This window comes from Cytobacillus solani (genome assembly GCF_006704205.1).
GTDB lineage: Bacteria > Bacillota > Bacilli > Bacillales > Cytobacillaceae > Cytobacillus > Cytobacillus solani.
The window spans coordinates 2,147,962-2,161,199 of sequence record NZ_CP041305.1 but is presented as its reverse complement, the minus strand read 5'-3'; the positions used below and the strand labels follow the sequence as shown (position 1 = coordinate 2,161,199).

12 protein-coding genes are annotated in these 13,238 nt (G+C 40.6%); 1 reads left to right on the top strand and 11 read right to left on the bottom strand.

Features of this window, described 5'->3' with window-relative positions:
• Nucleotides 1-241 precede the first annotated feature (241 nt).
• The 5 genes from glpX to FI644_RS11030 all read right to left on the bottom strand — a co-directional run bounded on the left by glpX (nt 242) and on the right by FI644_RS11030 (nt 5,269).
• The gene (gene glpX / locus FI644_RS11050; protein ID WP_053478527.1) at nt 242-1,204 is read right to left on the bottom strand and encodes a class II fructose-bisphosphatase; all 963 of its coding nucleotides are present in this window, start codon (nt 1,202-1,204) and stop codon (nt 242-244) included.
• Between the two features lie 63 nt (nt 1,205-1,267).
• Nucleotides 1,268-2,554, bottom strand: a complete 1,287-nt coding sequence (murA, locus tag FI644_RS11045; protein WP_142108308.1) for a UDP-N-acetylglucosamine 1-carboxyvinyltransferase — start codon at nt 2,552-2,554, stop codon at nt 1,268-1,270.
• 292 nt (nt 2,555-2,846) lie between these two features.
• Complete coding sequence (gene fsa, locus FI644_RS11040; protein ID WP_053478525.1) at nt 2,847-3,491, bottom strand: fructose-6-phosphate aldolase; 645 nt, start codon at nt 3,489-3,491, stop codon at nt 2,847-2,849.
• Between the two features lie 322 nt (nt 3,492-3,813).
• Nucleotides 3,814-4,671 carry a class II fructose-bisphosphate aldolase gene (locus FI644_RS11035; protein WP_053478524.1) on the bottom strand — a complete coding sequence of 286 codons (858 nt, stop codon included), beginning with the start codon at nt 4,669-4,671 and terminating at the stop codon, nt 3,814-3,816.
• Between the two features lie 223 nt (nt 4,672-4,894).
• On the bottom strand, nt 4,895-5,269 hold the full coding sequence (locus FI644_RS11030) for a response regulator (protein WP_053478523.1): 375 nt from the start codon (nt 5,267-5,269) through the stop codon (nt 4,895-4,897).
• 213 nt (nt 5,270-5,482) lie between these two features.
• On the opposite strand from FI644_RS11030, the gene FI644_RS11025 reads away from it, so the two are divergent.
• Complete coding sequence (locus tag FI644_RS11025; protein WP_053478522.1) at nt 5,483-6,013, top strand: DUF2529 domain-containing protein; 531 nt, start codon at nt 5,483-5,485, stop codon at nt 6,011-6,013.
• A 1-nt stretch (nt 6,014) separates the two neighbouring features.
• Here FI644_RS11025 and FI644_RS27125 read toward each other — a convergent pair whose 3' ends face one another.
• From FI644_RS27125 to FI644_RS11000, 6 genes are all read right to left on the bottom strand, one after another.
• Nucleotides 6,015-6,140, bottom strand: a complete 126-nt coding sequence (locus FI644_RS27125) for a hypothetical protein (RefSeq protein WP_256376288.1) — start codon at nt 6,138-6,140, stop codon at nt 6,015-6,017.
• A gap of 36 nt (nt 6,141-6,176) precedes the next feature.
• Nucleotides 6,177-7,781, bottom strand: a complete 1,605-nt coding sequence (pyrG, locus tag FI644_RS11020; RefSeq protein WP_053478521.1) for a CTP synthase — start codon at nt 7,779-7,781, stop codon at nt 6,177-6,179.
• Nucleotides 7,782-8,021: 240 nt separating this feature from the next.
• Complete coding sequence (gene rpoE, locus FI644_RS11015) at nt 8,022-8,585, bottom strand: DNA-directed RNA polymerase subunit delta (RefSeq protein WP_053478520.1); 564 nt, start codon at nt 8,583-8,585, stop codon at nt 8,022-8,024.
• Between the two features lie 154 nt (nt 8,586-8,739).
• Complete coding sequence (locus FI644_RS11010) at nt 8,740-8,937, bottom strand: hypothetical protein (RefSeq protein WP_053478519.1); 198 nt, start codon at nt 8,935-8,937, stop codon at nt 8,740-8,742.
• A gap of 213 nt (nt 8,938-9,150) precedes the next feature.
• Nucleotides 9,151-12,417 (bottom strand): fused isobutyryl-CoA mutase/GTPase IcmF, encoded by a 3,267-nt coding sequence (icmF, locus tag FI644_RS11005; RefSeq protein ID WP_142108307.1) that lies wholly within the window; start codon nt 12,415-12,417, stop codon nt 9,151-9,153.
• 148 nt (nt 12,418-12,565) lie between these two features.
• Nucleotides 12,566-13,204: a TetR/AcrR family transcriptional regulator gene (locus FI644_RS11000; RefSeq protein ID WP_142108306.1), complete on the bottom strand. Its 639-nt coding sequence runs from the start codon at nt 13,202-13,204 to the stop codon at nt 12,566-12,568.
• Between the last annotated feature and the right edge of the window lie 34 nt (nt 13,205-13,238).

Genomic DNA, 13,238 nt, shown 5'->3' with positions numbered 1-13,238 from the left:
GGTAATGAAATGATAGGTCTGGCTCTTCGCCAGACCTTTTTTTAAAAGATAAGAAAGTATAACTTTAGAGTTAGAGAATTGTCTAGCGCAAGCGTCTTATCACCTATCAAACTTCAGGCCCCCTCCGCAACGATTGCGTCAACATCGGTTCGCTCTCGCTCACCGTGTTTCCTTTATCTCATTCGCGGTCCTTCCAGTTTGTACGGCGATGACCAAGGCGCTTCCGCTTTTCTTATATCGATTAACGAATAACAAGATTCGGTTTTTTCTTAAGGCTATGACGGCCTTCGATAAAACGTACTGTTCCTGATTTTGCACGCATGACGATTGAATGAGTGGATCCGTAAGAGCCTTTAAATTGAACACCGCGTAAAAGCTCGCCATCGGTTACACCAGTAGCAGCAAAAATCGCATCATCGCCTTTAACTAGATCTTCCATAAGAAGAACCTTATTAATATCTAGCCCCATTTTCTGACAGCGCTCAATTTCAGTATCATTTTGCGGAATAAGCTTTCCTTGGATTTCTCCACCAAGGCATTTTAAAGCTACCGCTGCTAATACACCTTCAGGAGCTCCGCCAGAACCAAACAAAATGTCTACACCTGTATGATCAAAAGCTGTGTTAATCGCACCAGCTACATCGCCATCATTAATCAGCTTAATTCTTGCTCCTGCTTCACGAAGCTGGCTGATAATATAATCATGTCTCGGACGATTTAATACGGTTGCGACAACATCTGAAATATCTTTATTCTTTGCCTTTGCGACAGCTTTCAGATTATCAATAACTGAGGCATTAATATCAATTTGGCCTACTGCTTCTGGACCTACAGCAATTTTGTCCATATACATATCAGGTGCATGAAGCAAATTGCCATGATCAGCAATAGCCAAAACGGCTAAAGCATTCCATCCGCCAGATGCAACAATATTTGTTCCTTCAAGTGGATCGACAGCAACATCTACACGGGGACCATAGCCAGTACCAAGCTTTTCTCCAATATAAAGCATTGGTGCTTCATCCATTTCCCCTTCCCCAATAACAACCGTTCCTTTCATCGGAACCGTATCAAAGACATCGCGCATAGCAGAAGTTGCTGCATCATCTGCCTCATCCTTTTTCCCTCTCCCCATCCAACGGGCAGATGCTAGGGCAGCACCCTCAGTTACACGGACAAGCTCCATTGTTAAACTGCGTTCCATCTTTAATTCCCCCTCAACCTCTTTGCTGTATTCTATATCTGTTGTCCAGCTCCGCATTTATAATTATGCATTTTTGATTTGCTCTTGCTCTTCTTGTGTTAAATTTTCACGCCAAATGGTTGCTCCAAGGCCATTTAATTTTTCAACTAGATGGCTGTATCCACGGTCAATATGCTCGACTCCCGTTACTTCTGTTACTCCTTCAGCCATTAAGCCAGCAATGACCAAAGCAGCACCTGCACGCAGATCAGTTGCCTTCACTTTTGCTCCTTGAAGCTTAACCGGGCCATGTATAATGGCTGATCGGCCTTCAACCTTAATGTTCCCATTCATTCTTCTTAATTCATCTATATGCTTAAAACGGGCACTATAAATCGTATCGGTTACCATGCTTGTCCCAACTGCATTCGTTAACAACGTTGTAATTGGCTGCTGAAGATCTGTTGGGAAACCAGGATAGACAAGTGTTTTAATATCTACCGCTTTCATTTGATCTGCCGGTCCGACAAAGACTTGATCATCCCCTGCTTCAATTTTGACACCCATTTCCCGAAGCTTGGCAATCAATGACTCAAGGTGCTGAGGAATAACATTATCAATTAAAACCCCTTCGCCTACTGACGCTCCAAGAATCATGTACGTTCCCGCCTCAATACGATCAGGAATAATGGTATGCTGGCAGCCATGGAGCTGGTCAACTCCATCAATCCGAATAACATCCGTACCAGCACCCTTAATTTTTGCACCCATATTCGTTAACAATGTGGCAACATCAATAATTTCCGGCTCCTTAGCCGCATTTTCAATAATCGTTCTGCCTTTTGCTCTTACAGCAGCAAGCATAATATTGATGGTTGCACCAACACTAACGACATCAAGATAAATTCTTGCTCCAATAAGTTCATCCGCCCGCAAGTAAATGGCACCCTGCTCGTTTGTGACCTTTGCTCCAAGGGCTTCAAAGCCTTTTATGTGCTGATCAATCGGTCTTGGTCCAAGATGACAGCCGCCAGGAAGACCAATGACTGCTTTCTTGAACCGGCCAAGCATAGCACCCATTAAATAATAAGAGGCACGCAGTTTTTTTACTTTTCCATTCGGCAAAGGCATGGAAATCATAGAAGATGGATCGACAGTCATATCACTTTCATTAAAGCTGACTGTCCCCCCAAGTTCCTCAAGCAGTCCCTTTAAAATTTGAACATCCGAAATATTTGGCAGCCCTTCAATCGTGACGGGCGAATCAGCCAGTATCGTAGCCGGTATTAAAGCCACTGCACTATTTTTCGCCCCGCTAATCCGAACCGTTCCTTTTAAAGGATAACCGCCTGCAATCATAAGCTTTTCCATTATTAACTCCCTTCTAAGCCGTATGTGTAAGAAAACACTGTGCGTGTTTATTAAATCAAGTAAATAGGCTTATTCTAATTATGCAATAGTTCCATGGTAATGAGTTATCTTCAACGAACAAATGGATAAAATTACTAATCGTTTTTAACGTATACCGACAATATCCACATCATCTAGTTTACACGAAAAAATAATTCTCATGTATCGATATGCAAAAAAGTTTAAATTAAGCCTAAAGACCCAGAAAAATACACTTTTCCCCCTAAAATGAAGCGTTCATAAACTAGTCTTTTTATGAACGGGCATTCCAATCTGCTAGAAAGGCTTCAATGCCCTTATCTGTCAACGGATGGTTGAATAATTGCTGGATTACTTTGTAAGGAACGGTTGCAATATGCGCCCCTCTTAAGGCTGCATCTGTTACATGCTGTGGATGTCTAATAGATGCGGCAATAATTTCTGTTGAGATATCGTGAATCGCAAAAATTTCTGCGATTGTGGAAATAAGGTCAAGTCCGTTATGACCGATATCATCCAGTCTTCCAACGAACGGAGAAACATATGTAGCACCCGCTCTTGCTGCAAGCAATGCTTGGTTCGCACTAAAGATAAGTGTTACGTTTGTTTTAATGCCTTCTTTTGAAAAAGCATGAACAGCTTTTAACCCATCTGGAGTCATTGGCACTTTAATTGTAATATTAGGGGCAATCGCTGCTAACTCCTTTCCTTCCTTGATCATTCCTTCTGCATCAAGTGCGATGACCTCAGCGCTTACTGAACCTGGGACAAGTGCCGTAATTTCACGTAGACGATCCTCAAAAGAAACATTTTTTTCCTTTGCTACGAGGGATGGATTGGTTGTGACACCTGCAACTACACCTAAAGAGAACGCTTCTTTAATTTCTTCCATATTTGCTGTATCAATAAAAAATTTCATTAGTAATTCCTCCTGTTATTAAAATTTCAAAAAGGCGGTTTTCACAAACGTTGTTGTTGCTAAATACAATGTTTGTGGTAGAAGTTGATTTTCGCTACTGGTACTCGCTTTCCGCGGGGTGGGCGCTGAGCCTCCTCGTCGCTTACGCTCCTGTGGGGTCTCAGCTGTCCCACACTTCCCGCAGGAGTCTCATGCCTTTCGCTACAATCAACCAAGCTTTTTTCCAACAATAACCTTTTAGAAAAAAGTCTTCAAAAAAGATGACAAATGAATGGAAACCGCCTGCTAATTAAGAGGCGGTTTCCACTTCAAATAGATGTTATTAAGCTTTGCCAGAAGAACCGAATTCACGCATTTTCCCAATGACTGTTTCCTTGATTTTATCGCGTGCTGGTCCTAAATATTTGCGTGGATCATACATATTTGGATTCGCGGCTAGAACTTCACGAACCGTTTTCGCAGAAGCGATTTGATTCTCAGTATTTACATTAATTTTTGCTGTACCTAAAGAGATCGCTTTTTGAATATCCTTTGTTGGAATGCCTGTTCCGCCATGAAGAACGAGAGGAACACCTGTCAGATTTCCGATTTCCTCCATCTCAGCAAAGCCTAGATTTGGCTCCCCTTTGTATGGGCCATGAACGGAACCTAGTGCAGGAGCTAAGCAATCAATTTTCGTACGCTTAACAAGTTCATCACACTCTTTTGCATCTGCATAAATAACGCCATCAGCAACGACATCATCTTCCTGCCCGCCAACCGTGCCTAATTCCGCTTCAACAGATACTCCTTTTGCGTGTGCATATTCAACTACCTTTGAAGTAGTTGCGATATTTTCCTCAAAAGGGTCATGTGAAGCATCTATCATGACAGATGTGAAACCTGCATCAATCGCTTCCTTACATTTATCATAGCTTGATCCATGATCTAAGTGAATCGCAACTGGAACGGTAATTTTATAATCTTCAAGTAAGCCTTCTACCATTTTGACAACCGTTTTAAATCCACCCATGTAACGGGCAGCACCTTCAGAGACACCAAGAATAACTGGAGATTTTTCCTCCTCTGCTGCTAGAAGAATCGCTTGAGTAAACTCAAGATTGTTTAAGTTAAATTGACCTACTGCATAGCCCTCGGCTTTACCTTTATTAAGCATATCAGTCATTGAAACTAAAGGCATCTTTTTTTCCTCCTTAAAATAAACGGTTTATTTGCGCGGATTCTTATTAAAGTCTTTCCTTCATATGAATCGAATATGTACAGATGTCCGCGCGTAAAGATTAGCGTATCCTTTGGAATTCATTTGTATCATACCAAAACAGAAAAAGAATTGCTATTAATGTATGATTTTTGTTTGTTACTATTTTAATACAGAGAAAAGAAGCCTCATTTACATGGGCTTCTTATAAAGTATTTGATAATGGCAAATATTCCTTAACAGCTGAACGAATGTCATCAATATCGAAAGGCTTTGCAAAATGGGTAAGGGCACCTAGATCCTTCGCTTCCTGAATCATATCTAATTCTCCGTATGCTGTCATAATAATTACGCGAATTTCTTTATCGATGACTCTCATTCGCTTCAATATTTCAATACCGTCCATTCCTGGTATTTTCATATCAAGCAAAACTAAATCAGGTGAATGCTTTGAGACAATTTCGAGTGCCTGAATGCCATTTGCTGCCTGGTATGTATCGTACCCTTCCTTCTGTAATACCTCATTCAGTAAAATCCGAATTCCAAATTGATCATCAACAATTAAGATTTTCCCCTTCATTAAGCCACCTCTTCCCTTCGTTAATAACGATTGTTCTTTCTTTCTATCCTATGATGTCCTGCTGGCTATCCAATTACTCCCCTTCCTATAATTCTACTCCATTCCTGTCAATTCCTGCCTGTTTTTTTATTCCCAGCCATAATTTTACCTTTTTCTCTACATTCCCTTATAATAGACATGATTTACAATGAAACAATTTTAAGGAGAGAGAAGATGCTAAAAATGTTTTCTACCCAGCTTTCTGGGTTGTTTAAAAGAATACAGGATAACGAAGAATTGGCAATGGAGGACAGTGCACGCTTGCTTGCACAAGCTGTCATCGGAAGCGGAAAGTTATACATATTTGCAGCAAATGAAATGAAGGCCGTTGCTTATGAAGCAACAGAAAGTCAGGAGCCCTTAAAAAAGGGAGTCATATGGAATACTGATGATAACTTTGATGACATTTCCGAAACCGACAGATTTTTAATTGTTTCCAGATATTCAACAGATGAAGAGGCAGTCAAAGCAGGAAAATTTTTAGCAGAAAAGCAGATTCCTTTTGTTGCTATCTCCACCGTTGTATCTGAAGAAGGTGAAAACTTAGTCAATCTAGCTGATGTTCATATTAATTTATCTCTTACAAAAGGGCTTCTGCCTGATGAGGAAGGAAACCGCTTTGGCTTTCCAGCATCAATGGCTGCTTTGTTTGTTTATTATGGAATCCGCTTCACCATTGAGGAAATCCTTGCAGAATATGAGTAATTCATAAGAAAGAAATTTCACCTTGTTCGTTTTTATAAGCCACTTCTCTAATTTTACGGGCCACTTTTACTAGTTTATCGGCCACTTTCTGCAGTTTACGGGCCACTTTCAATGATTTATCGACCAAATAGAAACCCCCGCCAAATTAGCGGGGGTTTTTCCATTACTTTTCGCTGAATTGTAATGCTGCACCGACAAATTCACGGAATAATGGCTGTGGACGATTTGGTCTTGAAATAAATTCCGGATGGAATTGGGATGCCACGAACCATGGATGGTCTTTAATTTCAATAATTTCGACTAGGCGTCCGTCAGGGCTTGTCCCAGAGAATACAAATCCTGCTTCTTCCATTTCTTGACGATAATGATTATTGAACTCGTAGCGATGACGATGACGTTCGTACACAACTTCATCCTGATACGCGTCGTAAGCCTTCGTCTCTTCGATTAATTTACAAGCTTGCAATCCAAGTCGTAACGTTCCCCCAAGATCCTCTATATCCTTTTGCTCTGGAAGAAGATCAATAATCGCATGCTCTGTTGTTGGATCAATTTCCGCTGAATGTGCTCCTTTAAGGTTTAGCACATTTCTTGCAAATTCAATCGATGCAAGCTGCATACCTAAGCAAATCCCAAGGAATGGCTTTTTCTGTTCCCGTGCATATTGGATCGCAAGAATTTTCCCTTCGATTCCACGATCACCGAATCCGCCTGGTACTAGTACGCCATCTGCATCCTTCAGTATATCTGCCACATTGCTTTCAGTAACCTCTTCCGCATTAATCCAGTCCACTTCAATATCTGAGTCATGTGCATACCCTGCATGCTTCAATGCCTCAACTACAGAAATATATGCATCTTGCAGTTCAACATATTTACCAACAAGAGCAATTCTTGTTGTCTTCGATAAATGAGTAACTTTATCAACTAGCTGTTTCCATTCGGTCATGTCTGCTTCTCCGCAGTCTAGCTTCAAATGGTCACAAACAATTTTATCAAGATTCTGATCCTGAAGAGCTAACGGAATGGAATATAATGTGTCCGCATCACGGCATTCAATTACTGCATCTTTATCAATATCACAGAATAGAGCAAGCTTATCCTTCATATCTTGAGAGATCGGCATTTCTGTACGAACAACAATGACATTTGGCTGGATGCCTAAGCTTCTTAGTTCTTTTACACTATGCTGTGTCGGCTTTGTTTTCATTTCTCCAGCAGCCTTAATATACGGCACTAATGTACAGTGAACATACATTACATTGTCACGGCCCACATCACTTTTAATCTGACGGATGGCTTCTAAGAATGGAAGCGATTCAATGTCTCCTACTGTACCGCCAATTTCAGTAATGACCACATCTGAATTTGTTTCATGGCCAGCGCGGAATACCCGATCTTTAATTTCATTCGTAATATGCGGAATCACTTGAACTGTACCGCCATTATAATCCCCGCGGCGTTCCTTCCGAAGCACGGTTGAATAGATCTTACCTGTTGTCACACTGCTGTATTTAGTTACATTGATGTCAACAAAGCGTTCATAGTGCCCTAAGTCCAAATCCGTTTCTGCTCCATCACCCGTAACGAAAACTTCACCATGCTGGTATGGACTCATTGTCCCTGGATCTACATTTATATAGGGATCAAATTTTTGAATCGTTACCGTTAAACCTCTGTTTTTCAACAGTCTTCCAAGTGATGCTGCTACAATACCCTTTCCTAGTGACGACACTACGCCGCCTGTCACAAAAATATACTTTGTCATCATAATTCCCCCTTAGGTATCAGTTTGTACAAATTTGCCTTTATTTAAAGACATAATTAAAGAAATCATTCAGACCGGATCACCGGCTTGATGTTAGAGGGTCTAGCGATGCAATAAAAAAATAAAAAGCGCTCCGCTTACTTATTAAAAGTAAGGGAGCGCTGTACGTGTATAATGAATCGTTCCTTTTTAAAAGGAGCCCAAAAATGATTCTACAAGCCTGCTAGGAAAAAGTCAAGATTATAAATCTTCTTCTTCCTCCTCATCAAGATCAAGCTCGTCATCTTCTAATTCTTCTTCTTCATCATCAATATCAAATTCTTCATCTTTTTCAAGAAGATCTTCATCTAAATCCTCTTCATCTTCAATCAGATCGTCATCATCATCTTCATCAAGTAAATCTTCTTCATCTAAATCGTCAATATCATCATAATCAATATCATCTTCGTCTAGTTCATCAAAATCTTCAAGGTCTAAATCATCATCAGAAGCCTTTTTCGCCTTTTTCTTCTTAGGCTTAATATCTGTAACGACTTCTTCTTCCACTTGATCAATTGGATACCAAACACGGAGACCCCAAGTGTTATCTCCTAGGCCTAAGAAACGACCATCAATATTTAAATCTGTATAGAATTGCGCAATTTTTGCCTTAACTTGTTCGTCTGTAAGCTCAAGAAGATTTGTAAGTTCATCCATGATTACCTTGAAAGGCAAAGCTTCTTTTCTTCCCTTTAATAACTCATATGCGATTTCAATTAAAGACATTTCTTGCAATTGTTCTTTCGAGTATTCTTGTAAACTCAATATTCGCACGTCCTTTCTCTATGTAACACCTTCAGCACTTTCCTCTGAAGGGAAAAATAAACAAAAAAATAGTTAAGAAACGTATTATTTCTGCTTTCATTCGCATGCTCTAAAATGCATATTCTTCATTATAAACAAAATTTTTCTGTTTATGCTAGCTATATCTGTTGTTTTTCTTCTCTTTTTCTTCATCGTCACTATGATTCGTTTTTTTTGAGAGCTGTTTGTAGGCTAAAATAAAGAAATAAATGGATATTAATAAAAACGGGATTGCCCCTAATTGCCTTTGATATAGATAGACTGTTCCAATACAAACCCCTAATAGTCCAATAAAAACAAAAATCCGTTTCACTTATTTCACACCCTGCTCTTTCAAATCTGTGAAGTATACACTTAACTATATTCGATTATATCGAATTCCCGTCGGAAAGTATAAGTAAGGAATGAATTTTTTTGTAAACAATAAGTGAAAGTGACTGGTTAGTCCCGCCAAGCATAAGACAAGCCTGCTAGACAAAAGGAAATCGGCTGTAACGCCGATTTCCTCCCGATCTCTTATTTAATATTACATATTCCTTCTGTACTGACCCCCAACTTCATAAAGAGCTCTGGTAATTTGGCCAAGGCTTGCTACTTTAACCGTTTCCATCAGTTCAGCAAAAATATTTCCGCCGCTGACCGCTGTTTTCTTCAATCGTGTTAGCGCATCCTCTGTTTTCTCTTTGCTTCTTTCCTGGAAGCTGCGCAAATTCTGGATTTGTGTTTCCTTTTCTTCCTTCGTTGCCCTTGCCAGCTCCATATTGTTCATATCTTCCTCTGAAGGAGGATTTGGATTTAAATACGTATTGACGCCGATAATCGGCAGCTCACCTGTATGCTTTCGCATTTCATAATACATCGATTCGTCTTGGATTTTCCCGCGCTGGTACTGTGTTTCCATTGCACCGAGCACACCGCCGCGATCATTGATCCGTTCAAATTCTTGAAGCACCTGCTCCTCAACAAGATCTGTTAATTCATCAATAATAAATGCCCCTTGCAGCGGGTTTTCATTCTTCGTTAATCCATGCTCCTTCGTAATAATCATCTGAATCGCCATTGCACGGCGGACGGATTCCTCAGTCGGAGTTGTAATCGCCTCATCGTACGCATTCGTATGCAAGGAATTACAGTTATCATGAAGAGCCATTAATGCCTGCAATGTTGTACGAATATCATTGAAATCAATTTCCTGCGCATGGAGCGAGCGGCCTGATGTTTGAATATGGTACTTCAGCTTTTGGCTTCGCTCATTTGCTCCATACTTATCTCTCATTACCGTAGCCCAAATGCGGCGTGCCACGCGGCCTAGCACCGTATATTCAGGATCCAGTCCATTTGAGAAGAAGAACGATAAATTCGGCGCGAAATCATTAATATCCATTCCTCTGCTTAAATAATACTCTACATACGTAAAGCCGTTTGCAAGTGTGAATGCAAGCTGTGAAATTGGATTTGCTCCTGCTTCTGCAATATGGTAACCGGAGATCGATACAGAATAATAATTGCGAACCTTTTGGTCAATGAAGTATTGCTGAATATCCCCCATCATCCGAAGAGCAAATTCGGTAGAGAAAATACATGTATTCTGACCTTGGTCTTCTTTTAAAATATCTGCTTGAACGGTTCCCCTAACTGTTTGTAATGTGAGTGCCCTTACTTCTGCAAATTCCGCTTCCGTTAAGATCCGGCCAAGCTCTTGTTCCTTCGCTTCGATTTGCTGTTCAATCGCTGTATTCATAAACATCGCAAGAATAATCGGCGCCGGCCCATTGATTGTCATCGAAACAGATGTGGATGGATGACAGAGGTCAAAACCTGCATAAAGCTTTTTCATATCATCTAACGTACAAATGCTGACTCCACTTTCCCCTACTTTTCCGTAAATATCTGGACGGTAATCCGGATCTTCTCCATAAAGCGTAACCGAGTCGAAAGCTGTGCTTAAACGCTTAGCCGAATCATCCTTTGATAAATAGTGGAAACGGCGATTCGTTCTTTCTGGTGTCCCTTCGCCAGCAAATTGCCTTTTCGGATCTTCTCCCTCACGCTTGAACGGGAAAACCCCAGCCGTGTACGGGAATGAACCCGGCACATTTTCTCTATACACCCAACGGATAATTTCTCCATAATCCTTATATTTCGGCAATGCGACCTTTGGAATTGAAAGACCTGATAGGCTTTTCGTCTTTAAAATCGTTACGATTTCTTTGTCACGTATTTTTGTAACAAACTGTTCGCCTGTATACTTCTTCGTTAAGTCTTCCCAGCCGTCAAGAATTTTTATCGTTTCTGGTGTGAGCTTTGCTTCAGTGTTTGCTTTCACCTTTTCTAACGATGCAAGAACTTCCTCGTTTGCATCCTGCTCACGAATGGCAAGTATTGCTCCTTCGAGCTGGAATAGCTTGCGGGCAAGCTCTGCCTGTTCATTTGCCTTCTTATGATAATTGCGAACAGCTTCAGAAACTTCTCTTAAATAGTAACGCTGCTCATTCGGGATAATAACGTTTTGTTTTTCGACATGTGCATTTTTAGAAAACGAGGTTTTCCAATCTGTTCCAGACTTTTCATTGATCTTTTCGATTAAAGCTGCAAAAACAGCATTTGTTCCCGGATCATTGAATTGACTGGCAATCGTTCCGTATACCGGCATTTCATCCATGTCTTTTTCAAACAGCATATGGCTTCTTTGATATTGCTTCTGAACTTGCCGTCTCGCATCCTCTGAGCCTTTTCGTTCGAATTTGTTAATGACAATTAAATCGGCATAATCAATCATATCGATTTTTTCAAGCTGGGATGGGGCACCGAATTCACTCGTCATAACATACATTGAAACGTCGCAAATTTCAGTTATTTCAGCATCCCCTTGCCCTATTCCGCTTGTTTCAACAACGATGAGATCAAATCCTGCCGCTTTAACAACAGAAATGGCATCCTTAATAGCAAGTGAAAGCTCACTTTTTGATTGTCTTGTCGCTAAACTGCGCATATATACACGAGGATTAAAAATCGCATTCATTCGAATACGGTCACCTAGAAGAGCGCCGCCTGTTTTCTGTTTCGTCGGATCAACAGATAGGATTGCAACCTTCTTTTCCGGAATTTCATTGATAAAACGACGAATTAATTCATCAGTTAATGAGCTTTTTCCTGCTCCTCCAGTACCGGTAATCCCAAGAACCGGAACAGATTTCTCTAATGTTTTTACCTTTTCCATTACTGAATCAAGCGCGGCTGCCGTTTCTTTTTCCATGCTGACATGGTGCTCTGCCAGCGTAATGAGCTTCGCTATGGCATTCACCTGCCCATCTTGGAGTTTTTCAATTTGCTCCGTTGCTTCTGTATGGAATGTTGTGAAGTCACATTCCTCAAGCATCACGTTGATCATGCCTTGAAGCCCATTTTGGCGCCCATCTTCAGGAGAAAAGATTTTTGCAATTCCGTATTCATGAAGCTCCTTTATTTCTTTCGGAATAATAACGCCGCCCCCACCACCATAAATTCGGATGTGCGGCGCGCCTTTTTCCTTTAAAAGATCGTACATATATTTAAAGTATTCAACATGCCCTCCTTGGTAGGAAGAAATCGCGATCCCCTGAACATCCTCTTGAATGGCTGCATTTACCACTTCTTCAACTGAACGGTTATGTCCAAGATGAATAACCTCTGCACCACTTGCCTGAATAATTCTTCTCATAATATTTATGGAGGCATCATGACCATCAAAAAGACTGGAAGCTGTAACAAAACGAATATGATTCTTTGGTTTATAAACTTCTGGATTACTCATTCTTCTCCCCCTCTATTAGATTGATTGCTTATCGAGCATTTTTTATGGTTTATCTAACAGCTTTGTTCATTTATCTAGCAATTGGAATAGTTTATCTAGCAATTGGAATAGTTTATCTAGCAAGTCCCCTTATTTATCGTGCAATCCCCTAAATTTGCTTTGATTTCTCAACAATGATTCCTTGAAAAAGCAAATCAGTTTGCAGCTTAATGTAATCATCGATTGTGTAGATTTTTTTCAATGACCAGCGGCGGAAGGCCCACATTTGCCCTTGGACAAAGATATTATGAGCAATCATTTTGACCTGCTCCTCCGTTAGATCTAATTCTCCATTTTCTACACAGCCATTAATGACCTGTTCGAACATTTCGACCATTTCAAGTTCTTTCTTCAGGACATAAGGCAAGGCATCTTTTGATAACGACTTCACTTCCTGATACATGACGAGCACCTCATCCTGCATCTCATCAACCACCCGGAAATATCCCGCAATGCCAAGCCTTAAGCTTTCTAGTGTTCCCCGGTTTGTATCAAGGTCTTCCTGAAGGCGTTCGCTTACCTGATCATAAATGCTGTCACACACAAGATATAAGACATCTTCCTTCGTTCGGATGTACTCATATAATGTGCCGATGCTAAAACCGGAAGCCTTAGCAATTTCCCTTGTTGTTGTGCGATGGAACCCTTTTTGAATAAAAAGGGTTACCGCACCTTTAATCATTTGATCCCGCCTCTTTTTAACGAGCCGTTCGTCTTTCACAGACGCTTGTACTTCACGTTTTTTCACTTTACCTACCGCCTTTATCAATCCCCAATTTCGA

Excerpts from the sequence above, each read along its gene's own strand:
- murA (WP_142108308.1), bottom strand. The coding sequence starts at position 2,554 with ATGGAAAAGCTTATGATTGCAGGCGGTTATCCTTTAAAAGGAACGGTT.
- fsa (WP_053478525.1), bottom strand. The coding sequence starts at position 3,491 with ATGAAATTTTTTATTGATACAGCAAATATGGAAGAAATTAAAGAAGCG.
- pyrG (WP_053478521.1), bottom strand. The coding sequence starts at position 7,781 with ATGACAAAGTATATTTTTGTGACAGGCGGCGTAGTGTCGTCACTAGGA.
- icmF (WP_142108307.1), bottom strand. The coding sequence starts at position 12,417 with ATGAGTAATCCAGAAGTTTATAAACCAAAGAATCATATTCGTTTTGTT.
- FI644_RS11030 (WP_053478523.1), bottom strand. The coding sequence starts at position 5,269 with ATGAAGGGGAAAATCTTAATTGTTGATGATCAATTTGGAATTCGGATT.
- FI644_RS11025 (WP_053478522.1), top strand. The coding sequence starts at position 5,483 with ATGCTAAAAATGTTTTCTACCCAGCTTTCTGGGTTGTTTAAAAGAATA.
- FI644_RS11035 (WP_053478524.1), bottom strand. The coding sequence starts at position 4,671 with ATGCCTTTAGTTTCAATGACTGATATGCTTAATAAAGGTAAAGCCGAG.
- glpX (WP_053478527.1), bottom strand. The coding sequence starts at position 1,204 with ATGGAACGCAGTTTAACAATGGAGCTTGTCCGTGTAACTGAGGGTGCT.